Origin of the sequence: Bacillus sp. FSL E2-8868 (assembly GCF_038005505.1) — a bacterium.
In the GTDB taxonomy this organism is placed as follows: domain Bacteria; phylum Bacillota; class Bacilli; order Bacillales; family Bacillaceae_G; genus Bacillus_A; species Bacillus_A mycoides.
Genome location: NZ_JBBOTI010000001.1, coordinates 1,829,762 through 1,853,916, shown reverse-complemented (window position 1 = coordinate 1,853,916; position 24,155 = coordinate 1,829,762). Strand labels below are relative to the sequence as shown.

Sequence of the window (24,155 nt, the reverse complement as noted above, 5' to 3'; positions counted from 1 at the left end):
CTGAGTATATACAGAATTTAAACATAGTAGAAAGTGAGAGAATAACTTATGACAACTCATATTGTACAATCAACCGACTATAATCAAGCATCTGATGCATTACGACGCGAAATTGCTGTAATGCTACAGTGAGTTTGGCCAGATTCCGATCCCCTGCCTGAGGGGAAAATTCCTGAAACACATCTTAAAGAATTTAATGTACACTCATTTTATTCCTATATAGATGAAAAGCTAGTCAGCTATGCAGGTGTAGTGCGCAAAACTATCCATCATAAGGGACAATCATTTAATATAGCCGGACTGAGTTGTGTAGCGACTGATCCGGATTATCATGGGCAAGGTTTAGGTTTACAAACAGTTGCTGCAGCTACTGAATGGATTGAAAAACAAAGCAATATAGATTTCGGTATATTCACATGTAAACCATCTTTAGCTCCCTTTTATAATCGCGCTGGTTCCTGGCCTGTTTTACCGGATGTAGTACTTATTGGTAGAGAAGATGAAGATGCTTTATCTAGTGAATCCTTAGAAGTTGTTGTTTTAATGCGTTTGTTTTCAAAGAAAGCGAACTTCCATAAATCAATGTTGTGCCATACCACTATCAATCTTGATTTTCCAGTTGGCCAGTTTCTATAATACAGATAAACAAAAGCGAATTTCCATACGTTAAGGACATTGGCTTTTTCTTTTTTATTTTGCTTCATATACGAAATTCGTATTTTGTGATTCCTTCCCATACAGAACCATTAATGCGTGGGAACCTCTTTTAATTAATAATCTGAGAAAACATATTACTGAAACCCTGTTTTAATCCATTTTATTTTCAGCTGAAATTTTAAAGTACTTCGCAGATAATTTATAAGAGCGATTCTCATTATAAAAGTTACCTAATTCATAGGATAATTCAGCAACTAAGCGATGTTGCTTTTTTTCTACTCCCACTTCAATTGCTTTTTGCATATTTTTTTCATATTCATAATAATCTCCACGTATATTGAATATTTTAGCTTTCAAACTATATAGTTGGACATGTGCAATTGGTACATCATAAACCGATAAAAAATGAAATGCTTCATTCATAACTTTATTAACATTTTTCCAATCTTTAAGTTCTATATACACCTCTATCATGTTTCGTAATGCATATACCTTTTGATGTTTCTCCGATAAAAATTCACTCAATTTCAAAGTTTCTTCATAGATGAATTACCAATATCGCATCCTAGTAATTAGTTTGTCGAATTATTTAGTAAACTCGAAAGGAAGATAAACATGATTGTAAGACTTAAAGATGAATCCGCACGAAAAATAGTAAGATATGTTGGAGTCGCTGTTTTACTTTTAATAATCGCTTCTTTCCTTTATCAGTGGAAAAATGACTTAGTAATTGATCATACTGAAAGAGTCAGCTTTGCACTAGCTATCACTACTTTCCTATCTACCTTCTTACCTTTTAAAGAGAAAGTTAAGAAGTAATTACATATTTTTCATTCGCATAAAACAATTTTTTTAGAATTTAAAAAGGATTGAATCAAAAGTTAACTATCATTCTTAATTTAAATAGCATGATTGGTTAAACTTGCCGATTACATTGAGGGCATCTATTGTAACCGAAAATAAATTAAATAGGCTTAATAGATGAATTTCAAATATCACATCCTATAATTTAGTTTATCGAATTATTTACTAAATATGAAAGGGCGATAAATATGATTGTAAAACCTAAAAACGATTCAACACGAAAAATAGTAAGATATTCTGGAGAATCCGCAACTCTTTTAATACTAGCATCCTTCCTTTATCAGTGGAACAATGGTTTAGTAGTTGATGATACTGAAATATTTAGTTTCATACTAGCCTTCACTTGTTTCCTTTATACCTTCTTACCTATAAAACAAAGCACTAATAAATAGTAAATTCTATATTTTATTTAAAGAAAAAAGGATTGATCAAAAGATCAATCCTTTACTCTACTTCATTTAAGAAGAACAATGTTAACGCACCAGGTCCTGTATGCGCTCCGATTGCAGCTCCAATTGTATTTACGATAAATACTTCACAACCGAATCTTTCAGTAATTAATGCTTTTAATGCTTCGGCAGTTTCTAAATCATCACCGTGAGTCATACCGATTGTTTGACCTTTAAGGTCTTTCCCACGCTCTTCCATAATATCAACAATTCGGCTTAATACTTTCTTTTTCCCTCGTACCTTTTCAAGTGGTACAAGTTTTCCTTCATCCACATTTAAGATTGGCTTAATGTTTAGCAAACCACCGATGAAACCGGCTACTTTACTTAAACGTCCACCTCTAACAAGGTACTGTAAGTCAGCTACAGTGAATATATGCTCCATATGCTCCATTAGAAAAGCGACACGGTTTAATATTTCTTCTTTTGATGCGCCCTCTTTTGCCATTTTTGCAGCCTCTAATACGACAATACCCTGACCGAGTGAGGCACATTTTGTATCGATAATTTCTAAATCTAAATCAGTGTATGTTTCTTTCACTTCTTTTTTAATGAGAACTGACGATTGATATGTACCAGACAATTCAGATGAAAAAGCTAAATATATACAAGGGTTACCTTCTTTTGCATAGGAAACAAATTTTTCTTGGAATGTTTCAAGTGAAGGCAATGACGTTTTATAAACTGCGCCTTCTCTCATTTTTTGCAGTAATGTAACTGATTTTAATGTAACCCCATCTAAATACTCTGTTTCTGCTTCATCATATACACGGAGTGGAATTAAATCTATATCATATGCTTGCAGCAATTCTACCGGTAAATCCGCCGCACTATCCGTAATGATTTTAACACCCATTTTTAAACCTCTATTCTGTTATAAATATAAAAAATATAAAATAAAAATAGTACTTTTAAATTATATACGTAAAACTTAAATGAAGAAAGGAAAAGACTTTATATTATATGCACTCTTCTTCAAAACTTGAACTATTATTAAAAATGATACCGTTTTCTCCTATTTTCATAATTTATTGTGCCAATTATGAATTACAACTCGTATCGTTCTTTACATAATAGAAATATTAAAACATTTCAAATGGAGGCTTAAAAATGGGAATTCAACTAGCTATACCTAATGATATAGAATGGATTAATAAACAATACGAATCAATAGGATTTGTACCGAGTGATTTATCACAAGATAAGGTTGCGATCATTACATGCAACAAAGAGTATGCGGGTGTTGGACGTTTAGTCCAAATAGATGAAGATACAATTGAAATGGGTGGGATTTTCATTCTTCCTAAATTCAGGGGTCTACAATTAGCTGGGGAACTTGTTTCATTTTTAGTACAAACTGCGAAAAAATTACAAATACAAAATGTATATTGTCTTCCTTTTGAAGAACTAGAAAGCTTTTATAAAAAATACGGCTATACTGAAGTCGATACTACAGAAGAAGACGTCCACCCAATTATTCTAAAAAAATATAATTGGTGTTTGGAAAATTACGATAAACATGTTTTACTATTTAAATTGTGAGTTTTGTAAAAAAGGAGTGAATATACTTTACATTACACCCTAGGTTATAAGATGTAATTATCTATGTTATTTAATTAGCTTCATTAATCAAACAACATTTACGCCAATTTTATGTCCGTTTTAAATAAGTGTTAGCAAGAACGTTTACAAACTTGTTAGCACTTTTTTAAAGCATAAACCTGAAGAAATTCATACGATTAAGTAACTATCCTAGCTAGCAACAATATCATCCTTCATAAATATGAAAATGAATTCATTGAAGATAAACTGTTTGGAGGATATTCTATAGCACTGAATGATTTACAAAAGATTACGCATTGATACGCTACGAATAAAAATAATGAGCTAATCAAGGGAATATAATCATTTTTATGTAATTCGCACTTGTACTTCCTGTTCTTGTATCACTTGAATGATTAATTCCAATACAATATTTTGTACTAACTGATACACATTGTCATGAAATGTACTTTGTTCTGATATGTATTCAATACATTGATATATATATCCTTCTACCAATAAGCTCCCTTTTTCAACTGTAAATTTATTTTGTCCATTCTTTTTGACTTTTGGTACTAAAAATTCGGTTTTTGTCAAAACAATCTCCTGTTCCACCTCTTTTATTCCTATGACTTTTTCTGTAAATACCACTTTTTCTCGTAAACTAATTTCACCTTTATATCTTCCTATTTCTATTGGTAGTCTGGCTGTTATAAAATTATTTACTTCTCCCCCATTTTCACTCTCTAATATTATGCTGTGAATAGGAATCCATGAAGATGTCTCTACCTTATTCTCTTCATTATTCCCTTTAACTTTTTGGTTATATAATTCAAAAAGAACTCTCTTTTCATTAAGGTTTAAAGATACTATTTTACAATAAGCCTCCGAATGATACTGTTGCACTGTAGTTAATAACTTAGAATCTAATTCACGCCCCTCTGCATCTTTTCCATTTCGAAATACAAATGCATCTTGATTTTTCACATTTATTTTTGGAAATACTTTAAAGCTAGACACTTCTGAAATAATAGAAAATGGAGTTTTCACTACCATTGAATGCACTGAAGTCTCTATTTTTGATCCTAAATCTATACTTTCTCTCTTTGATTCAGTTTCTTCACTTTTTTTCTCTGATTCATTTGCTACTTCTTCTTTCTCTAATCCAATCACTTTATTATCTTTTGCTGGTTCAGTCTCTTCACTTTCTTTCTTTGATTCAATTGCTATTTCTTCTTTCTCTAATCCAATTACTTTATTATCTTTTGCTGGTTCAGTCTCTTCACTTTCTTTCTTTGATTCAATTTCTATTTCTTCTTTCTCTAATCCAATTACTTTATCTTCTTTTTTTGACTTTGTTTCTTTACTTTCTTTCTCCAATCCAATTACTTTATCTTCTTTTTTTGACTCTGTTTCTTTACTTTCTTTCTCCAATCCAATTACTTTATCTTCTTTTTTTGACTCTGTTTCTTTACTTTCTTTCTCCAATCCAATTACTTTATCTTCTTTTTTTGACTCTGTTTCTTTACTTTCTTTCTCCAATCCAATTACTTTATCTTCTTTTTTGACTCTGTTTCTTTACTTTCTTTCTCTATTCCAATTACTTTATCTCTTTTTTTGACTCTGTTTCTTTACTTTCTTTCTCTAATTTAATTGCTTTATCTTCTTTTTTTGATTCAGTTTTTTCACTTTCTTTCTCTATTCCAATTACTTTATCTTCTTTTTTTGACTCTGTTTCTTTACTTTTCTTTTTTTCTCTTATTTCACGTGAATCATCTTGAACATTCAGCATTTTCCATTTGTAAACTTTGTTCCATATTTCTTTACCAACCCATGGCTTATTCATCACCATCCCCCCTCTGATGTAATTCCTAAAAATATGCTTTTTGTACGCGACCATTTCATCATTATATATGTTTTATAATAATAAAAAAGACATTGTCTTTTTAATAAAGACAATGCTTTTTTAATTTTATACCTGTACTTGTTGTACTTGTAAAACTTTTAAAGTAAGGTCTAGTACAATTTTTTCACGAAGAGTTCCAAATGGCTCGTTTAATTCTGTTGGACAAGGTGAAAAGTCTAATTCAAAAATTGAGCGCTTACTAATTCACAATATGGTTGTTCATTATAAAACACTGTATTTTCGAAGAAGTATTTGTCTAAACGTGGTAAATCACCATTTTTAGGATTAATAAAGTGAGATGTAGTATCTGAAGAAGAAGCTACTATAGCTTGTGATAGAAAATCTGCTGCTGTTAAATCTGCAAAACCAGAAAATGGAACATTTGCAATACGATCATATAGCACTCCATTACACTCATCATTTGCATATTCAATATTTTTACGAATATATCCTTGTACAAATAATTTTGCTCTTGTAACTCGGCGGTAATTTGTACCTGGTACTGGAGTAAATGCTACAGGAACTAACTTACATTGTGTTAAAAATACATTTTTTAAGATACGTTTAATTTCAACTGCTGGAGGATCTAATGAAATATCAGATTCTACAACAATTTGAATTGTTCTTTCTGCTAATACAACTGGTATTTTTACAATCGGTGCTCCTGGAGTAAGAATTGGTGTTGCAGCTGCATCACTTAATGGCGTTTGAGTTTGTCCATCTACCTGACATGGTACATTAATTGGGCATTGTTCGCTCATATTTTATAATCTCCTTTATATGAAAAATTTAGAGCTTTTTTAACTCTCTATACTGTATATGTTTGTCTTCTATTAATGCGTGGGTTCCTGTAATAGTTACTTTCATCATTTACAAAATAAAGTAGCGATTTTAAGTTACTAATTAAACACACAGAACTAAATATATTGAGCCTTTATAATTATCTACCTATAAAAAAGAGAATTTCCGAACCCTCATCTCATAGTGGAAGTAGGAACTGATGGGTTAATTATATTCAATAGTAATGGAAGAAAAATCAAATTTATTGAGACAGATACATTTAATACTTCCATAAAACAACAAATCAATATTGGTGGCACTCTACTGACAAAAATAAAAAACCGACTTAAAAAAGTCGGTTTTTTCACCCAAAATTTTGTGAAATCCCATCATTCTTATCATTGTTTTATCCTCAAATTCTACAATAGAATTTATCAACACTTCTAAGGAAACTAATCTGATTGTCGTTTCCTCCTTAATTAACATATCCTTAAACGCCTTTAGCTAATTTATGTTTGCAATTTTATAGAAAATACAACTAATTAACGTTAATTCATTAGATTTGATAGCCTTATGACGTTGTATACCTGTTCATTTACCTATTATTCACAAAATAAGTATCATACGCCTTATCAAAAACATAACCTAGCTTTTCTGCTAATTTGGCAGAAGTACTATTCGCTGCATCCCAGTTTGGATATTTCCCCTGTTCTAAACAATTCAATATTAAGGCCGCACTAACTACAGTTGCTAAACCCTTTCTTCTATGATTCGGGTCAGTAGCAAGTTCGATTTCAATACCACCATCATAAATACTATATGATGATGCGCCACATACGACTTCTCCATCATATAAAATACTATAACCTATGCCACGATCTATATAATCATCTATTGATCGAAATTGACTTGTAAAATCTTCAGAAACCTTATGTAATGTTGGGTTATTCACAATATGCTCATCTATTTTTCTCAATTCATATCCTTTTGGAAGTGCAGTTATAAAAGATTTTAATTTTGAGCCATTAAATACTTCTGGATTTCGTTTAAATTTATATCGTAAAAACTTATCTATTTTTCTTTCAGAGAATGCTTCTAAACGCTTTTTCCATTCATCACTATTTACGATTACTAGAATTCTTTCAGGGATGTTACGTAATAACTCTTCTGTTTCTTTTGCATTTGGATCCCCAGCGTAAAATGTGAAAATCCCTACCGTAATTTGCGCTACTGTCGGATTTTCAAGATCATTCATCCACGCAGTTCCCATATGTCCTTGTAAATAAGAAAGTAAAACAACATTATTGAAATCCTCAAACATAGAAAATAATTTTTTTCTTGCATGTATATTCGCTTCATATATCATTTACATTCCCGCTTTCCTTAAAATCAACTATGCTCAACATTTTCATGAGTTAACTTTTATTAGTATTCTTATACACACTTATTAATTATCTAAGCAAATGTCTATGAAACTCAACCTTCAAATATCAAATAATTATAAATTATACGTAAATGCAAATTTATTATAACATCTAATTACATTGAAATGATTTACCAATCAAGAATTGCTATTTTTAAATCCATTTTAATCCTCATAGCTATCCACTCAATTAATACATTGTTCATCAAAACGAAAAATTTGTAATTACTCAATATAATATATATATATACATTATTATATTCTAATACAAACTATTTGTTGATAAATTTTTAACCATATACCCAATCAAGCCGAATAACTGTAAGATTGATTTATAAATAAACTTTTTAAGGGGGATTATAAAATGACTGATTTCTATTCTCGTCTTTCAAAAAGTGATGCCGCCGTTCTTCTAGTGGATCATCAAACAGGTCTTATTTCCAGTCTAGTGCGCGACTATGGTGTTGATGAGTTCAAAAACAATGTTTTAGCTCTTGCTAATACAGCTAACTTTTTTGATTTACCGGTTATTTTAACGACTAGCTTCGAAGACGGTCCTAATGGTCCACTCATGCAGGAATTAATTGAACTATTTCCAAATGCGCCTAAAATAGCGCGTCCTGGACAAATTAACGCATGGGACAATGAGGAATTTGTAAAAGCTATTGAAGCAACGGGTAAAAAACAGCTAATTATCGCAGGAGTAGTTACTGATGTTTGCGTTGCGTTCCCAGCTCTATCTGCTATCAATGCAGGGTATGAGGTGTTTGTTGTAACTGATGCATCTGGAACTTTTAGTAAACAAGTTGCTGATGCTGCCCTTATGCGCATGGCTCACGGAGGAGTCCAGCTAATGAACTGGTTTAGTGTTGCAGCAGAATTACAGCGCGACTGGCGAAATGATGTTGAAGGCTTTGGAGCTTTACTTGCTAAGCATCTTCCAAGTTATCAAAATATCATTGGAAGCTATATGGGAGCTCAAAAAGAATTTAGTAAATAAATTAATTCTTGATTAAACTTGATATCAATTTTGAATAACTATGTAAACTCAATAAAAACTACCAATAGCTATTTACATAATTAAGAAAAGGGCTGCTTTAATAGCCCTTTTCTTAATTGCTTTACCGATATTGTATGTTCCTCCGTCACTATATTTAAATTACAAATAGCAATTATTAGTACAACTAGCCATCCTATTTACTTCTAACATCCATACTAACAAAGCGATTTCTTCCGTTACTACAATCCGCCTCATATATTTTAAGAGGATTAATCAATAGGTACGTTATAACTCCTTCTTAGAAATAAAAGATTCCGTCGCACCATTTTTATATATTTTAGTCAACTTAATAATCGACTTGTACGTATTATTGTCATCCACTATCATTTTTTTCATCTCTTCTATTTCGGCATTGCCAGTTCCACTCTCTATTTTTAAACAGTTCGAAATGGAAAGGTATCCGCTTGATACTAAAATAATAATAAAAGTAACATCAGGGAAATTAATAAATAGCAATCCATAGTTCAAAGGATCCCCAGCTGGATGCGATAAAAGCAATCGGAAATCTAGTAGTTCTGGCACTTGAACAAAATCTTTAGAAACAATCGCTTCACCTACTATTGTAATTTGCTTTACTACATTCCCAAGTTCATCTGTAAATTCAATACATCTAGGCGCATCAATTGTTTTTGCTTGTAGAGATAAATTCAATTCAGAATTATAAAAATCGAAAAAGAGTGTACTTCCCTCCGTTAAACACTGTGGACAAACATTTCCAAGGAGACTAAAATCCTCTTCAATAAATTTAACTTTCGCTTTACAACTACACACTTTTCCTATTCGAATCGCATCAATCCTTGAACAATCTACAAATATTACCTCATTGTCTTCTTGTGCAAATGAAACTATACCTTTTATCTCATTAAGTGAAATGAAATAGGATACCACTATTTCGTTTCCGTCTATTGTGATACTCTCAATCCTAGAATAAGGATCTAAACTTTTCAAAAATTCACATATACTATTTTGACAACATTGACAATTTCGTTTCGGCTCGCAATCCACTTACATTCAATCCCTTCCCTATATGTTTTTATCTAATACACATAATATGAGCGGGATATATGAAAAGCTTGGACAATATAATTTTAACGTAAGGATATAATTAGTTACGCCTAACATCAATATGGAAATTACACCAATAATAAGTAATAACACATAATTTTTACTATAAATACATATAACAATTTCATCTTTCAATGAAAAAGCGTTATAATGAGGTGCAGCCTCTAAGATTACGTAATAAAGGAGATTAAAACAATGACTAAAATTAAAGTATATCAAGTAAAAGAAGAAAATATGGAAGCAGTAAAAAACATCATTGATGTTGAGGAACAAAACCCAACTGCTGAGAACTTACAAAATCTATATACATGTGTATTAGATACTGAAGATATGGCATTACCTGAATCATACGTTGAAGAAGATATCTTAATTGATTCTATGGAAGTTATGGTTAACGCTTCTCAAAGCAAGCTAAGAGACTTAGGTACATATGATGTAATCGAAGTTCAAAACAAAGGTAAGAAAACACATATTTTATTATTAGCAGACGAAGAATACGAAATTATCGAAGGCTAATTCGACTCCGTACATAAGAAAAAGCTCCTTTCAAAATTGAAAGGAGCTTTTTCTTTACGCTTTTGATGTCTCACTTTTCACCTTGTTTTGTGCTTTCTTATATACCATGCGCTCATTTCCCATAAAGAAAATGAATACGAACGCTAAACTTGCTGGAACTAACGCCCACATAAATGTCTGAACGATTGAACTAGAGAGAGCTTCAATAATTTTATCTAATATTTGCGGCGGAATTTGAGATCTTGCCGATTCTGATAGAATAGCTCTTGAATCTCCTAAAGCGTTTGTATTCATACCCCCGCTCATACCTTTAAACGCTTCTTCTAATTGATCCTGGAAACCAGTCCTTTGAATCATTCCAAAGATTGTAATACCAAGTGTCATACCTAATGAACGAATAAAGTTACTCGTTGAAGTCGCAGACCCGCGCTGTTCCATACCGAAGTTGTGAATAGCTGCCATACTTAGTACAGAGAATGAGAAACCAACTCCAAAACCGATAATAACCATATAAATTGTTAATAATATACGACTTGTTTCTGGCGTTAACGTACTTAATAAGAATAACCCGATTAGCATAATAACAGCAGAAATAATCATAATGTTTCGGTAGCTAAGTTTCGATGTTAAAAATCCACCTAACTGCGCTGTAACTACTGATCCTAACATCATTGGTAATAACAATAATCCTGAGTTTGTTGCAGTCCCGCCGTATACACCTTGAATAAATAACGGAATGTACACAGTTGCTGACATAAATGCCGCCCCGTAACATAAGGCAATAATTGTACTCATTCCGAATAGACGTTGTTTAAACATCTCAAATGAAATGATTGGTTCTTCTACTTTTCGTTCAATAACAATAAAAGCAATTACTAAAATAGCGAACCCAGCAAATAAACTTAAAATAAAGCTAGAATCCCAATCATACTTTTGTCCGCCTAATTCTAAGGCGAACATTAAACAAACTACTGCACCAACTAAAGTAATTGCCCCAAACCAATCAATCTTTTGTTCTCTATGAACTCGTGACTCTTTATAAAATAATGTAATAAAAATAAGTGCTAAAATTCCAAGTGGTAAGTTAATATAAAACACCCAGTGCCAGCTAATATAATCCGTAATATATGCGCCAAGTAATGGCCCGAAAATACTTGATAAACCAAATACTGCTCCGAATAAACCACCCATTTTCCCGCGCTTTTCTGGAGGGAAAATATCAAAAACGATAGTAAATGCGATTGGCACTAGTGCCCCGCCGCCAATACCTTGAATGGCACGATAAATACCTAACTGTGTAATATTTTCAGCAGTTCCACAAAGTGCCGAACCAATCATAAAGACGATTAAACCGAAAATAAAGAATCTCTTTCTACCATACATATCTGATAGTTTACCGAAAATCGGCATACCTGCCATTTCTGCGACCATATAGGCAGAAACGACCCATACAAAGTTTTCAAGGCCTCCTAAATCACCAACGATTGTTCCCATCGCTGTTACGACAATGGTATTATCCATTGATGCCATTAAAATCCCTAGCAATAAACCGGCAACAACGAAGCCGAGTTTATTATTCTTCTCAACCATATTTCTTGCTCTCCCTCATACTACTTATATTTGTTTGTTTTCTTTTACGACTGAATTCCCTTTTTGGTTAAAACTAGTATGATATTCTACAACACTAATTTCACAGCCAGGGCCAATTATAACATGATTTCCTCTTACTACGTCTGCTATTGTATGTTCTAAATAAATATCATCCCCCTCAATAATTGATGTTTGAAGGCTTCCTGCATGACTTGTAAAAGGAATAAATCTCGCTTTTTTACGTACTCTAATCTTTTTCCCACCGATTTCTCTCACTTTACTTCCTTCATAACGAAGTGAGATTTCAATATTTTCAGCATTAAGCAAACCATCACTTTCAAGACCACCAGTTAGTAATAATTCCTCTACTTCTATATCTCCCTTCACATTTAAAGCGCCTTTCACATCTACGAAATCGCCGGATAGCTTCCCTTTAAATTCTATCATACCTCTAACTTTTGTTTTATTAATTTGTCCGTCACCTTGTACTTGGGCATTACCATATATTTTTACATATTCCGCCTCCATATTCCCCTGTACTTCACTATCTCCATACACGACATAATTTTTCGCTTTCATATTGCCACGTACTTCACTCGTACCATACGTTTTAAAATCATTACAACTCAAATGATTAGAGATTGTTCCTTCGCCGCGAATCTTCACTTTATTATAATCTCCACCTGCCGAGCTACCTGATCCATTTACAGTAAGACTATGTTGATTTTCCATATCGATTGCTCCCTTCCTTTAAACCTGCTTAATTTCTTTCACACTTGCGTTTTTATCAACATTAAGTACACCTGTATATTCAATAAGATCAATCTCACAGTTCGGTCCTACTGTAACATTGTTTCCTCTTACTGTTTTAATGTGAGCATAATCAATATCGATATTGTCACCTTCTAACAATTCAGCCTCTAACTGCAGGCCAAATACTGTTTTAAAAAGTTTACTAAAAGTACTCAATCTATGTCTTACTTTAATTGTTTGACCGCCAATTTCTTTCGCTCTACATGTACCGTGAATATTAATATTAATTTCATCTGCGCTTAATAATCCACCAACTGTAAATTGTCCTTCAGAAGAAAAAACATCAACCTCGCAATTACCATCAATCGTCGCTTGACCATTGATTTTAAATTCTTCACCGGTGACATTTCCACCTATCGTACCTTTTCCTGCAATTTTTAAACTGTTCGCCTTTACATCTTGTGTAATTGTCGCTTTCCCATCGATTCGCATCATTTCTGCGCTAACTGTACCATCAACTTTACCCGATCCGCTAATTCTTGCATTACTACTTTTCAAATCACCAGTAACTGCACCGTAACCATTACATTCAAATTGCTCACATTCAACATTTCCATTAACAGTTCCTTTTCCGTTTAGCTGTACTTTGTGAAACTCACCACCATTCGATGAACCGTAACCGTTTATAATTAAATTTTCTGTACGCATGATTTCTCCTCCACTACAACAGTTTAGTTTTTAATGCTTCGGTATATTTCGTAATTGCTTCCCGTAAAACAATTTTTGTTCCCTTTTCAAAAATTAAATCGTCCACATTTGAAACTAAGAAACATGTAGAAATCCCTAACTTTCGAACGATAATTATGTCACAATTTTTATGCTTAATCGCTTCGTAATTTTCACTTAATACTTGTAAGAACATTTTCCCCTCTTCTAAACTAACGTCTCCTGATTGAAGAAGTTCTTCTAACATATACACGTAAAGAATATCTGCAAATTGAAACTCTGCCGTTTTATTCGTTTGTTCTATAAAAAATTGTAAGACTGGTTCTGATGCAATACCCTTACGTAACAAATCATCTTTTGTTAAATGAATTTCTGTCACGCTCGGTGAAAACATATTTGCTAATTCATCAAGTGATAGATCCTCTTTCATCGTTTGAATTTTATCAATACGTTCTAATATCTTTTCTTTCGGAAAAAATGTTTCCTGACCTGTGAACGTTGACTTCCGCACAAACCAATCTTCCGGTATTAAATTTTTTCTCTTCCACCTGTATAACTGTCCGTATGAAATACCAGTTAGTTCTAATAAATCTTTTTTTGAAATTAAATCTGTACTCAACTGTATAACACTCCTTCCTGATAACAATGTAACATAACACTGTTACGCTGTAAACGAACTTTTATAATAAGTATCGTAACAATGTGTAAAACAAACCTCCTTTTTATATAAAAAAAGGTTCTTACGCATTTCATCAAAATGCATAAGAACCTTTATATATCAAGATTTAAACCATATATCGTAATAATCAATCCAGCCTTGTGAATTAATCATTACATTTTGTATTTTTTCGTGTGAACTTACTCGCTGTTTATTACGATATAAAGGAATGATATGTACTTCACGTAACAGTGTGCCCTCAATATCGCGTAACAGTGTCACCCGTTTCTCTAATTGATTTTCTGTAAAATAAAGCTGTAATACTTCGTTAAAGTTTATATTGCTATGCTGATGAATAAAGCTGTTTTTTGTAAGAAACATATATAGTAAACTATCTTCTATCCGTTCGCTAATTGTCGCACTATCGTGCATTATATCAGCCTTTTGTATCGTACTCATTTGCAGTAACTCTTCTTGTTCAAGAAACTCAATATCAATTTTAATTCCGTATTTTGCACATTCTTTTTGTATCCAATGCGCATCTTCAACGTGATCTTGCCCTGTAAATGTATCTAATCGCAGTGTTTCATTACCGTAAGAGCTGCATTTAATAAGTGTATGTATATCCCTGTTAATTTGAATTGTACCGTTCTTTGTGAGTACTAATTCATCCGCTACTTCTCCGCGCTCTCCCTGTAATTCTTCAACAATTTTATTACCATGAATAATTTTATATAAAGCTCTCCGAAACATCACATTTTGCATAGGTCCTTCTTTTGCAGTATTTAACGTAATGTAAGTTACATTCGACTCAAGTCTAGATACTTCTTTATGATGGTTTTCTATATTTTTATAACGTGCTTTCGCTAATATATCGCACGTATTAACTCTGTGCTCTACATTCCATAATTCAATTCGATCGAGAAAAGGTCGTTCGCGAAAATATAAATCATTTGCTTCTAATACGAATACATCCTCATTCTTTTCACATAACCGAAACGGTCCAGTACCGATTAACTTCCCGTCTTCATCTTCATTTACAATAGAACATTGTTCTGTACTTAAAGCATGCAAAAACAGCTTATTATCTGTAGATAAGCGAATCTGCACAATGTAGTCATCAAGAATATGTAAACTTTCAACGTGCTGTAACATCCAAGCATGCGGATTCTTTTTCGCTTTCATAAATCGTTTAAATGTCTGTTCAACATCATAAGCGGTTAGTTCTTTTCTATTATGAAAGTGAACACCTTTTCGTAAGTAGAATGTCCATATATATTTCTGGTCATCATATTCCCAATAAAACGCAAGTCTTGGCTCTACACTGTTTGTATTTCCATCTACATACACTAATGTGTCGTATATATGTTTTACCATATGACATTCCGAACGCATCGTAGCGTAAACAGGATCTAATGCAATATCTAGATTCATTTGGACTTGCAAACGAAGCACATCTTTTCTTCCTTGAGACGTCCTTTCGACTTGATAACCGAATATCGAATCTATCCAAGTTTGAAATTGAGTTTGAAGTGATGGAAAATACGAGCTATACCTTTCAATAAATGCACTCCCGCTTTTTACATCCCCTTGTTTCGTTATTTCTTTTCCTCTTTCTAAAATTAAAGAAAGTGGATGTTTTTGAAATAACAACTTTGAACGATTCCCTCTCCCTCGGCCTGGAAACCACATAATCCAATTTAATTCTTCTAATTTTTTTATGATTAATTTACTATTTCGCTCTGTACAAAATAAAGTTTCAGATATATTTTGTATTGTTATTTCTAATCTTTCGTCCTCTGCTCTCCCTTTTCCATACTGGAGCCATAGGTGCATATATTGCTCCAAAATAATCATAAAACGCCCCCTAAAAGATGAAAAATCTTCCTCTTTCATTCTACCCTTTTTCATTTCTAGCTTCCATCTTATCATTTCAATATAGAAAGGAGGAAATAAAAATGAAGTATCTTTTAAAACGTTATAATAAGCCCATCCTCATTCGATTGTTCGGTGAATTGTTAGTCCGAACGACTGAAGCGATGTTAGCTATCATTTTTATTGTTCATGTTAATAAAGCTTTAAATGGTAATGTCATAGTTACAATGCTTCTTTTCGGATTACAGCCTCTCGCTGATATTGTGTTTACATTAATCGCTGGGGGTGTCACAGATAAATACGGCCGAAAGAAAATCATGTTAATCGGATTACTTTTACAAGCTTTTGCCGTAAGCGGATTCGTTTTTGCTGCATCGGTCGCCTTTTTCGCCTTATTGTATGTAGTAAATGGTATTGGCCGCTCTTTATATATTCCGGCACAACGCGCTCAAATCGCTGACTTAACGAGGGAAGAACAACAGGCAGAAATATTTGCTGTTCTGCAAACGATGGGAGCAATCGCCTCTGTAATTGGCCCATTAATCGGTGCCTTTTTCTATACTAGTCACCCTGAGTATTTATTTATTTTGCAAGGTGTAGCCCTTACGCTATATGCTGTTCTCGTTTGGACACAGCTTCCTGAAACAGCTCCACTCATGAAAAACATTAATAAAACTAAAGAAGTATATCCGCCAAAACAATTTATTTCAAAGCATTATGCTGTGTTTGGACTTATGGTTTCTACGCTACCTATTAGTTTTTTCTACGCTCAAACCGAGTCGAATTATCGTATATTCGCCGAAAGTGTATTTCCGAACTTTTTATTCATACTCGTATTTATCTCAACTTGTAAAGCAGTCATGGAAGTAATTCTCCAAATTTTCCTTGTGAAATGGTCTGAACAGTTTTCTATGGCTAAAATCATTGTTATTTCCTATACTTGCTATACGTTAGCTGCGATTGGCTACGGCTATTCCACAACAATATGGTCATTATTCTTCACATTGCTCTTTTTAGTAATTGGGGAAAGTATCGCTTTGAATCACTTACTACGATTCGTTTCACAAATGGCTCCAAGTCATAGTCGCGGATTATACTTTTCTATATACGGTATACATTGGGATATTTCAAGAACTTGCGGACCTTTTGTAGGAGCATTGTTATTAAGTAAATTAAGCGGTAGTACTCTATTTTATATTTGTGCCTTCTTATTAATAATTGGCGGTATTATTCAAGCTTTTTTTGTTCAATCGTTAGAAAAAAACAAAGTAAAAGAGCTGTCCCTATAGGAACAGCTCTTTTATTTAACCTGCCATTTTATTAATACTATCCTCCGGTGAGAACACAGAAATATGATGTACTTTACCAGTCGATTTCGGAATTATAAATTTTAATTCAAACTGGTCATTTACTTTATAAACGCATATTTTGTCATTACCACTTACTTTAACAGACGCTGGTTTTCCTAAAGCCTTTTCGATTTCTTGCAACGTAATCGATTTGAGTTCTGAATGATATGAGCGAACATCAAAGACTTGAGATCCTTTGTTAAAGCCAAATGCTACATTTTTACTTGTAAAAGTTGCATACATCCCGTTGCCTGCTTGATCAGTTTTATCTGCTTTTCCCCACTCTTTTTCTATTTCCTCGATGTCACCTGTATGTGCTGCATATGGTACGTTAGGTACTTTACCTTCTTTCGCTTGCTCAAATATATCTTTTACATGGTTAATTGATTTTTGATTAAGCACTGTATTTTTCGTATTAGACTCCGTTGAAGGTTTTACCGAATCATGACCTTTTGGTTTTTCCACAGACTCTTTCTCTTTTTTCGAAGCGGTGTCCTCATTATTTTTACCCGTTTCTGACGTATCGCTCTTTTTTTTCGTACTATTTTCTGATGTTGAATTAGTTTGTTTCTTTTCCTCAGCGTCATTACACGCGGTTAAAGCCGCTACACACGTTAAAGTTAGGAATACTATAAGCACTTTCATATATACTTTCATCATTTTCAGCCTCCCTCTTCAACATATTCACTTTTGCAACCATTCCATAACACTGCTCTTCAAATTATTTTCGCTCGAAAAAGTAAGTGCTTCGCTTTCTCCGAAAGTATGGACTATATACTCTATATATGATGTTCCTAAAAAATAACCAAGTCGGTTGTATCCGAAATAGGTCCCTCCTGATAAACGGAACCATTCTTTCTCTTTTCATCTGTCCACCCTTTAATATAATCTTGTGAAAAATGTTTCTTAATATGATCTTTATGTTCTTCATAGCAATACAACAAATCGTCACCATCATTATCATATGAATAATAGACTGATTTTTTTAACCCTTTAGCTATTCTTTGCGATAAATATGTCGCGACTCCTTCACGATATAAACTAACCGCTGCATCATTCCATTCTGCTTTAGTCCAATCCATTCCACTCTCTTGTAATGCTACATTATGATATATATGTCCGATTTCATGGGCAACGATAACATGAAGATGCTCCCTTTCAGGAGATAATTTTTCTGCCGCAAGAAATATATCCTCCATAATATCTCTTTCTACAAATGCATTGGAACCAAATCCACCTACAAATAGATGAAAAGTCAAATCTATATTAAAACCAAATTGAATGCGATACTCCTCACTAATTTCTTGAATAATAGATGGTAAAATTCCCGAAATAATACGAATGTCTTTTAGTTTTTCAGGATACTTTTTAAAATACTCTTCGAAGGCTTCTGGGTACATATCATAATATTTGTTCAAGTCATGTAATCCTATATCATCTCTTTCCGAAATATTCAAAAAGATTGGAATTGTATTGTTAATCATCTTATTCATCTCCTTCTATACACCTTCTCTCATTACTTATTACAATCCTTCTACTATAACTTAAAAGGAATTATCACAAAATTCACTTTAAATAAAAAAACAGAAAAAATTGTCGTTACATAAAAAAGTTCTTTATTAAAAAGTAGTATACATACCACATTTTAATAAAGAACTTTTTTATATCCCATTATTATATACAGTTATTAATAATCTCATTTGCACGGTATGAAGTAGAAAATACATTGAGGTTTTCTTGAGTTCAAAATCATATTTCGCTTTATTCCTGTACTATCAATGATTTAAGTAAGCTTATATCCACATTGAAATTTTTTAAGTTCATGTATATTAAGAAATTTCACACCATTTCAATTCATGTTTGTTCTATTTTTTTCATGTATAAAATTAAGAAGTTGAATATAATCATTTTCTTGTCCAATATCGAATCTTTTTCCATCAATAATTTTGCCATACACGTTCTTAGTCATAAGCAAAGACTCTATTGCATCAGTTAGTTGATACTCACCTCCATGTCCAGACTCAACCTTTTTTAGCAACTGGAATATATTTGGCGTAAAAATATAGCGTCCAATCACCGCAAGATTAGATGGAGGATTTACTTTTGGTTTTTCAACAATATTTGTAATCTGAATATAATCTGCTTTAACACTATTCCCATTTACAATTCCATATCTCCCTAAATCTTCATCTGGTACTGTATGGATACCTAATACACTACTTTTTGTCTCTTCGTATATCTTAATTAGTTGATTTAAGGCAGTTTCTTTATCAGAAATTATGATATCATCCGGCAAAAGCACAGCAAAAGGATGATTACCAATAAATGTTTCTCCTAATTTTATTGCCTCACCAAGTCCTCTCGCATACGGCTGTCTTACATAATGGATTTGAATGTTAGGAATATTATATTTTTTTAACAATTCGACTTTTTGTTCCCTTTCTAAAAATGCCTCTAGTTCTAATGAATAATCAAAGTAATCAACTATTAAGTTCTTTCTACTTGAAAGAACAATTAATATTTGTTCAATACCTGACTTCATAGCTTCTTCTACAATATAATGAATTGCAGGTTTATTACCTATTGGAAACATTTCTTTCGGAACTACCTTTGTAATAGGAAGACTCCTTGTACCATAACCAGCAGCTGGAATGATCGCTTTTTTTATCATTCCTCTCTCCCTCCTTCTTCAACATATTTTCAATATTATATTCAATAGAACCCTTAACCGCGCATCACAAATTTAAAAAAGGCTCCTATCTCACATCGCTTGTATGAATAGGCCTTTTCATATGTCACCATTCTAACTTGTCCGCTAATATACTGTAAAAACTAGTACTAACTTCAGAAAGGTGATTTGCCGTATGAATATATGTATTATAGGATCTGGCTATGTTGGACTCACATCGGCGGCGGTTTTAGCCGAATTAGGTCATTCTATTATTTGTGTAGACAAAAATTATAATAAAATCCAAGCTCTCCAAGGGGGAGAATGCCCAATTTACGAACCAGGTTTAAAAGAGCTTATTTACAAAAATCGAAAACAATTGAAATTCCAGCATGATATTAGTCTAGCTATACAACAATCATCCGTTATTTTTATCGCTGTAGGAACACCTTCTACCTCCAGTGGAAAGACAGATCTAAAATATTTATACTCTGTTATTGACCTACTAGTTCCAGAAATAAAAGAGTATAAAACAATTATTACTAAAAGTACAGTTCCACCTGGAACGAATCAACATCTATATGAAATGCTCATAAAAAATGGTGTACCGTCATCCCTATTTAATATTGTTTCTAACCCTGAATTTCTCCGTGAAGGATCTGCTGTTCAAGATATGCTTATTCCGGATAGAACTATTATTGGTATCCAAAAAAATGACACAAAGTCATTAGAAATTATGCAGAATATATATAAAAAGATTAATGCTCCATTCCTTTGCACGGGTTTAAACGAAGCTGAACTGATTAAATATACAGCCAATGCATTTTTGGCTACAAAAATATCTTTTATAAATGAAATCGCCCGGATTTGTGACGCTTATCACATTAATATTAATGAAGTGGCAAAAGGAATCGGCTACGACTTTCGAATTAATCCCCATTTTCTCCAAGCAGGAATGGGATATGGAGGATCCTGCTTCCCAAAAGATTTACATTCACTCATATATACAGCAAATGATAGACAGATAACAGTTCCTATTTTGCAAGCTGTACAATCCATTAATTCTACACAGATTGACCTCTATGTTGAAAAAATTAAAAATACTATAAAAGTACCATCTTCAAAAAAAATAACTATTTTAGGAATTTCCTTCAAACCAAACACTGATGATATTCGTAATTCACTTGCTGTCGAACTTCTTGAAAAATTACTTCCTCTTGGTTACAACCTTCATGCGTATGATCCAAAAGCTGCTCTTCCTCTGCATTTGAATAAACAAGTTACACAACATAAAAAACTACAATCCTCAATCACAAATTCTGATTGTATTATTCTTGCCACAGAATGGGACGAATTTAAAAAACTTAATTGGCAAGAAGTCAAACAATTAATGAAAGGATGCACAATTGTGGATGGACGAAATTGTATTGATAAAGATGAAATAGAGCAGTACGGTTTACGCTATATAGGAGTTGGTCGTTCATGAAAATACTTGTAACAGGCGCCGCCGGTTTTATTGGTTCTCATTTATGTCAAGCATTACTTAAAAACAAGTCATATCATGTAGTTGGAATTGATCACTTTATTGGTCCTACCCCAATACCCTTAAAAATAGATAATATTCAGACCCTTCAAACGAATCCACGATTTCAATTTATAAGAGAAAATATATTAACTACAGATTTACCCAAGCTTTTAAAAGATGTAAAAGTCGTTTATCATCTAGCTGCTATCCCTGGCGTAAGAACAAGCTGGGGAAAGGATTTCGATCCTTATGTAACCAATAATATACTTGCTACACAATATTTACTTGAAGCATGTAAAGAGGTAAAGTTAGAGAAATTCATTCAGATATCAACATCTTCTGTTTATGGAGAAAAATCCGGGAGGGTATCTGAAAACTTATTACCGAATCCCCTTTCTCCATATGGTGTCACAAAATTAAGTAGTGAACACCTATGTCATATTTACCACAAAAATTTTCAAATACCAATTGTGATTTTAAGATATTTTACAGTTTATGGACCCAGACAACGACCTGACATGGCATTCCACAGATTAATTAAACAAATACTAGAAAATAAACCTCTCACAATATTTGGTGATGGAACACAAACACGTGATTTTACCTATATCGATGACTGTATACAAGGAACCATAGCTGCTTTAGAGACAAGCGAACATATAGTAGGAGAAGTTATAAATATCGGTGGAACAGAACGATCTTCTATTTTAAATATCATTTCTACACTTGAAAAAATATCAGGTAAATCAGCACATAAAATTTTTCTGAAATCAATTCCTGGCGAACCAAAACAAACATGGGCAGATATATCTAAGGCTAATAAATTATTACAATATCATCCAGTTATTTCTTTAGCTAATGGATTGGAAGCAGAATATAAGTATATAAAACAACTTTATAAAGGAGACTAGTTCATGAAAATCGCATATATATGTACTGAAAAATTACCCTCTCCAGCAATTAGAGGTGGTGCAATTCAAATGATGATTGATGGAGTATCCCCCTATATATGTCAAGAATTCGACCTCACTATTTTTTCCATTTCAGACCCAAGTCTTCCAAAACAATCAACACAAAATAATATTCATTACATGTATTTCCCTCAAATAGAATATGAGCAGAATGTTATAAAAGCACTTCAATCCAATGCTTTTGATATTATACACGTTTTTAATCGTCCAAAAAATATCCCCCTATATAAACAAGCCTCTCCAGGCAGTAAATTTGTATTAGGTCTTCATAATGATATGTTTGCTGAACACAAAATATCTTTCCTTGAAGGCAACCTAATTATTGAAATGGTTACAGCTATCGTTACGGTTAGTAACTATATTAGAGAAACAGTAATTGAAAGATTCCCACAAGCTGAACATAAAATTTCGATCGTCTACTCTGGTGTAAATATAAAAACATCTCCTCCAATTTGGACTCCCAACGGACAAAAAATTAGAAACGAATTTCGGAAAAAATACGCTATCCAAGATAAAAAGGTAATTCTATTTGTCGGTAGATTGACCAAAAATAAAGGACCAGATATACTCATCCATTCTATGAAAGAGGTTATTAAAGCCCATAAAGATGCGGTACTCGTTATAGTTGGAGGTAAATGGTTTAGTGATAACGGAGTAAATAAATATATTAAAAAATTGCATAGTCTCGCTAAACCTATTAAAGAACACGTGCTTTTCACTAAATTTATTCCAGCAGATCAAATTCATAATATATTTTTAATGGGAGATATATTTGTTTGCAGTTCGCAATGGCATGAGCCATTAGCACGTGTTCATTATGAAGCAATGGCTGCTGGAACCCCTATCATTACAACAAACCGTGGTGGAAATGCAGAAGTTATAACAGATGAACATAACGGCTGTTTAATTGAACAATATAATAACCCGAAAGAGTTTTCTAGGCTTATCCAAGGTTTGCTATCTCAACCAGAATTCGCAAAATTGATGGCTCAAAATGGCAGACAGATTGTTGAAAAAAACTTTACATTTATGCATACAGCTAATAAGTTAAAACAAGTATATAAACAAGTTACAATACCAACACACCAACCTGTAAAAAATCTAATGCGACCACTTAAAATTCAAATTATATAAAGAAAAACTTTAATCAGTGTTTTTTTACTCCACTAATTACTAGTTGAAACACTCGGATTTTTACAGGCCGTTAATGCGTGAGAAAGTTAAACTTACTGAAGAATATATTTATCCTTTACTTCAACCTCTTATTTAGTATATAAATTTCATAAAATGAACAAAAGCATAAGAAAAATCCCCCCTAATATAAAGGGGGGATTTTTCTTATGCATCGTCTTCTTCGTCTTCTTCATCTTCTTCATCATCTTCGTCTTCTTCATCATCTTCGTCATCTTCGTCATCTTCGTCTTCTTCATCTTCTTCGTCTTCTTCGTCTTCTTCATCTTCTTCTTCTTCTTCTTCTTCGTCTTCTTCTTCTTCTTCGTCTTCTTCGTCTTCTTCGTCTTCTTCGTCTTCTTCATCTTCTTCTTCGTCTTCGCTTCTTCGTCTTCTTCATCTTCTTCTTCGTCTTCTTCGTCTTCTTTCAGTTTCTGCCTTCGTCTTCGTCTTCGTCTCTCTTCTTCTTCTTCTTCTTCTTCTTCTTCTTCTTCGTCTTCATCAGTAAAAGTTATTTCTGTTTCATCATTGTATTGAACTTCTACCTCTACACCAGTATGTGCTCCAGATTGAAATAACTTCAGCCAAAAGTTTGGATACACTTTACA

Annotated in this window: 21 protein-coding genes and 4 pseudogenes; 9 read left to right on the top strand and 16 right to left on the bottom strand. The window is 32.9% G+C overall.

Features of this window, described 5'->3' with window-relative positions; genetic code table 11:
- Positions 1 to 48 precede the first annotated feature (48 nt).
- Positions 49 to 636, top strand: a pseudogene (locus NSS74_RS09680) (GNAT family N-acetyltransferase).
- Positions 637 to 807: 171 nt separating this feature from the next.
- Here NSS74_RS09680 and NSS74_RS09675 read toward each other — a convergent pair.
- A pseudogene (locus NSS74_RS09675) lies at positions 808 to 1,200 on the bottom strand (helix-turn-helix domain-containing protein); the annotation flags it as partial.
- 72 nt (positions 1,201 to 1,272) lie between these two features.
- Here NSS74_RS09675 and NSS74_RS09670 point away from each other — a divergent pair.
- Positions 1,273 to 1,476: a hypothetical protein gene (locus NSS74_RS09670; protein WP_002142140.1), complete on the top strand. Its 204-nt coding sequence runs from the start codon at positions 1,273 to 1,275 to the stop codon at positions 1,474 to 1,476.
- Between the two features lie 489 nt (positions 1,477 to 1,965).
- On the opposite strand, the gene NSS74_RS09660 is transcribed toward NSS74_RS09670, so the two are convergent.
- Positions 1,966 to 2,826, bottom strand: a complete 861-nt coding sequence (locus tag NSS74_RS09660; protein ID WP_002142141.1) for a DegV family protein — start codon at positions 2,824 to 2,826, stop codon at positions 1,966 to 1,968.
- A 254-nt stretch (positions 2,827 to 3,080) separates the two neighbouring features.
- Between NSS74_RS09660 and NSS74_RS09655 the strand changes: the two genes are divergently transcribed.
- Entirely contained in the window at positions 3,081 to 3,512 is a 432-nt protein-coding gene (locus tag NSS74_RS09655; RefSeq protein ID WP_002142142.1) for a GNAT family N-acetyltransferase, read from the top strand.
- A gap of 369 nt (positions 3,513 to 3,881) precedes the next feature.
- Here the strand turns inward: NSS74_RS09655 and NSS74_RS09650 are convergent, their stop codons facing one another.
- The 4 genes and pseudogenes from NSS74_RS09650 to NSS74_RS09635 form a co-directional block, all read right to left on the bottom strand.
- Positions 3,882 to 5,054, bottom strand: a complete 1,173-nt coding sequence (locus NSS74_RS09650; protein WP_340813462.1) for a BC_2427 family protein — start codon at positions 5,052 to 5,054, stop codon at positions 3,882 to 3,884.
- A 58-nt stretch (positions 5,055 to 5,112) separates the two neighbouring features.
- The gene (locus NSS74_RS09645) at positions 5,113 to 5,358 is read right to left on the bottom strand and encodes a hypothetical protein (RefSeq protein WP_445661825.1); all 246 of its coding nucleotides are present in this window, start codon (positions 5,356 to 5,358) and stop codon (positions 5,113 to 5,115) included.
- 126 nt (positions 5,359 to 5,484) lie between these two features.
- Positions 5,485 to 6,179, bottom strand: a pseudogene (locus NSS74_RS09640) (CsxC family protein).
- 614 nt (positions 6,180 to 6,793) lie between these two features.
- A complete protein-coding gene (locus NSS74_RS09635) occupies positions 6,794 to 7,564 on the bottom strand; it encodes a GNAT family N-acetyltransferase (RefSeq protein ID WP_002136817.1) in 771 nt (256 codons plus the stop codon).
- Between the two features lie 421 nt (positions 7,565 to 7,985).
- On the opposite strand from NSS74_RS09635, the gene ycaC reads away from it, so the two are divergent.
- Positions 7,986 to 8,621 (top strand): isochorismate family cysteine hydrolase YcaC, encoded by a 636-nt coding sequence (ycaC, locus tag NSS74_RS09630; RefSeq protein WP_002136818.1) that lies wholly within the window; start codon positions 7,986 to 7,988, stop codon positions 8,619 to 8,621.
- Positions 8,622 to 8,906: 285 nt separating this feature from the next.
- Here the strand turns inward: ycaC and NSS74_RS09625 are convergent, their stop codons facing one another.
- Entirely contained in the window at positions 8,907 to 9,686 is a 780-nt protein-coding gene (locus NSS74_RS09625; RefSeq protein WP_002136819.1) for a BC_2878 family exosporium-associated protein, read from the bottom strand.
- Between the two features lie 255 nt (positions 9,687 to 9,941).
- Here NSS74_RS09625 and NSS74_RS09620 point away from each other — a divergent pair, with 255 nt between their 5' ends.
- Positions 9,942 to 10,262, top strand: a complete 321-nt coding sequence (locus NSS74_RS09620) for a hypothetical protein (protein WP_002110396.1) — start codon at positions 9,942 to 9,944, stop codon at positions 10,260 to 10,262.
- A gap of 54 nt (positions 10,263 to 10,316) precedes the next feature.
- On the opposite strand, the gene NSS74_RS09615 is transcribed toward NSS74_RS09620, so the two are convergent.
- From NSS74_RS09615 to NSS74_RS09595, 5 genes are all read right to left on the bottom strand, one after another.
- The gene (locus NSS74_RS09615; protein ID WP_002142147.1) at positions 10,317 to 11,852 is read right to left on the bottom strand and encodes an MDR family MFS transporter; all 1,536 of its coding nucleotides are present in this window, start codon (positions 11,850 to 11,852) and stop codon (positions 10,317 to 10,319) included.
- Between the two features lie 24 nt (positions 11,853 to 11,876).
- Entirely contained in the window at positions 11,877 to 12,584 is a 708-nt protein-coding gene (locus NSS74_RS09610; RefSeq protein ID WP_002142148.1) for a polymer-forming cytoskeletal protein, read from the bottom strand.
- A gap of 18 nt (positions 12,585 to 12,602) precedes the next feature.
- Positions 12,603 to 13,313, bottom strand: coding sequence for a polymer-forming cytoskeletal protein (locus NSS74_RS09605; protein ID WP_002136823.1), 711 nt, complete (start codon positions 13,311 to 13,313; stop codon positions 12,603 to 12,605).
- A gap of 13 nt (positions 13,314 to 13,326) precedes the next feature.
- Entirely contained in the window at positions 13,327 to 13,950 is a 624-nt protein-coding gene (locus NSS74_RS09600; protein WP_002142149.1) for a YhbD family protein, read from the bottom strand.
- A gap of 159 nt (positions 13,951 to 14,109) precedes the next feature.
- Entirely contained in the window at positions 14,110 to 15,885 is a 1,776-nt protein-coding gene (locus NSS74_RS09595) for an SgrR family transcriptional regulator (RefSeq protein ID WP_002142150.1), read from the bottom strand.
- Between the two features lie 62 nt (positions 15,886 to 15,947).
- Here NSS74_RS09595 and NSS74_RS09590 point away from each other — a divergent pair, with 62 nt between their 5' ends.
- Positions 15,948 to 17,153: an MDR family MFS transporter gene (locus tag NSS74_RS09590; RefSeq protein WP_340813458.1), complete on the top strand. Its 1,206-nt coding sequence runs from the start codon at positions 15,948 to 15,950 to the stop codon at positions 17,151 to 17,153.
- 15 nt (positions 17,154 to 17,168) lie between these two features.
- Here the strand turns inward: NSS74_RS09590 and NSS74_RS09585 are convergent, their stop codons facing one another.
- The 3 genes and pseudogenes from NSS74_RS09585 to NSS74_RS09575 all read right to left on the bottom strand — a co-directional run bounded on the left by NSS74_RS09585 (position 17,169) and on the right by NSS74_RS09575 (position 19,884).
- Entirely contained in the window at positions 17,169 to 17,873 is a 705-nt protein-coding gene (locus NSS74_RS09585) for a YjgB family protein (protein WP_002142152.1), read from the bottom strand.
- A 24-nt stretch (positions 17,874 to 17,897) separates the two neighbouring features.
- A pseudogene (locus NSS74_RS09580) lies at positions 17,898 to 18,697 on the bottom strand (aminopeptidase).
- Between the two features lie 365 nt (positions 18,698 to 19,062).
- Entirely contained in the window at positions 19,063 to 19,884 is an 822-nt protein-coding gene (locus NSS74_RS09575; protein ID WP_002142155.1) for a UTP--glucose-1-phosphate uridylyltransferase, read from the bottom strand.
- Positions 19,885 to 20,077: 193 nt separating this feature from the next.
- Here NSS74_RS09575 and NSS74_RS09570 point away from each other — a divergent pair, with 193 nt between their 5' ends.
- Genes NSS74_RS09570 through NSS74_RS09560 form a run of 3 tightly spaced genes read left to right on the top strand, consistent with a single transcriptional unit; the run spans position 20,078 to position 23,511 of the window.
- Positions 20,078 to 21,367 carry a UDP-glucose dehydrogenase family protein gene (locus tag NSS74_RS09570; protein WP_002142157.1) on the top strand — a complete coding sequence of 430 codons (1,290 nt, stop codon included), beginning with the start codon at positions 20,078 to 20,080 and terminating at the stop codon, positions 21,365 to 21,367.
- Entirely contained in the window at positions 21,364 to 22,317 is a 954-nt protein-coding gene (locus NSS74_RS09565; protein WP_002142159.1) for an NAD-dependent epimerase/dehydratase family protein, read from the top strand. Before NSS74_RS09570 ends, NSS74_RS09565 begins: the two co-directional genes overlap by 4 nt.
- A gap of 3 nt (positions 22,318 to 22,320) precedes the next feature.
- The gene (locus NSS74_RS09560) at positions 22,321 to 23,511 is read left to right on the top strand and encodes a glycosyltransferase family 4 protein (RefSeq protein WP_002142160.1); all 1,191 of its coding nucleotides are present in this window, start codon (positions 22,321 to 22,323) and stop codon (positions 23,509 to 23,511) included.
- 146 nt (positions 23,512 to 23,657) lie between these two features.
- On the opposite strand, the gene NSS74_RS09555 is transcribed toward NSS74_RS09560, so the two are convergent.
- On the bottom strand, positions 23,658 to 24,149 hold the full coding sequence (locus tag NSS74_RS09555) for a hypothetical protein (protein WP_340813455.1): 492 nt from the start codon (positions 24,147 to 24,149) through the stop codon (positions 23,658 to 23,660).
- Positions 24,150 to 24,155 lie beyond the last annotated feature (6 nt).

Coding starts and splice junctions, on each gene's coding strand:
- NSS74_RS09670 (WP_002142140.1), top strand. CDS start 1,273: ATGATTGTAAGACTTAAAGATGAATCCGCACGAAAAATAGTAAGATAT.
- NSS74_RS09660 (WP_002142141.1), bottom strand. CDS start 2,826: ATGGGTGTTAAAATCATTACGGATAGTGCGGCGGATTTACCGGTAGAA.
- NSS74_RS09655 (WP_002142142.1), top strand. CDS start 3,081: ATGGGAATTCAACTAGCTATACCTAATGATATAGAATGGATTAATAAA.
- NSS74_RS09645 (WP_445661825.1), bottom strand. CDS start 5,358: ATGAATAAGCCATGGGTTGGTAAAGAAATATGGAACAAAGTTTACAAA.
- NSS74_RS09635 (WP_002136817.1), bottom strand. CDS start 7,564: ATGATATATGAAGCGAATATACATGCAAGAAAAAAATTATTTTCTATG.
- ycaC (WP_002136818.1), top strand. CDS start 7,986: ATGACTGATTTCTATTCTCGTCTTTCAAAAAGTGATGCCGCCGTTCTT.
- NSS74_RS09620 (WP_002110396.1), top strand. CDS start 9,942: ATGACTAAAATTAAAGTATATCAAGTAAAAGAAGAAAATATGGAAGCA.
- NSS74_RS09615 (WP_002142147.1), bottom strand. CDS start 11,852: ATGGTTGAGAAGAATAATAAACTCGGCTTCGTTGTTGCCGGTTTATTG.
- NSS74_RS09610 (WP_002142148.1), bottom strand. CDS start 12,584: ATGGAAAATCAACATAGTCTTACTGTAAATGGATCAGGTAGCTCGGCA.
- NSS74_RS09605 (WP_002136823.1), bottom strand. CDS start 13,313: ATGCGTACAGAAAATTTAATTATAAACGGTTACGGTTCATCGAATGGT.
- NSS74_RS09595 (WP_002142150.1), bottom strand. CDS start 15,885: ATGAAAGAGGAAGATTTTTCATCTTTTAGGGGGCGTTTTATGATTATT.
- NSS74_RS09590 (WP_340813458.1), top strand. CDS start 15,948: ATGAAGTATCTTTTAAAACGTTATAATAAGCCCATCCTCATTCGATTG.
- NSS74_RS09585 (WP_002142152.1), bottom strand. CDS start 17,873: ATGATGAAAGTATATATGAAAGTGCTTATAGTATTCCTAACTTTAACG.
- NSS74_RS09575 (WP_002142155.1), bottom strand. CDS start 19,884: ATGATAAAAAAAGCGATCATTCCAGCTGCTGGTTATGGTACAAGGAGT.
- NSS74_RS09570 (WP_002142157.1), top strand. CDS start 20,078: ATGAATATATGTATTATAGGATCTGGCTATGTTGGACTCACATCGGCG.
- NSS74_RS09565 (WP_002142159.1), top strand. CDS start 21,364: ATGAAAATACTTGTAACAGGCGCCGCCGGTTTTATTGGTTCTCATTTA.
- NSS74_RS09560 (WP_002142160.1), top strand. CDS start 22,321: ATGAAAATCGCATATATATGTACTGAAAAATTACCCTCTCCAGCAATT.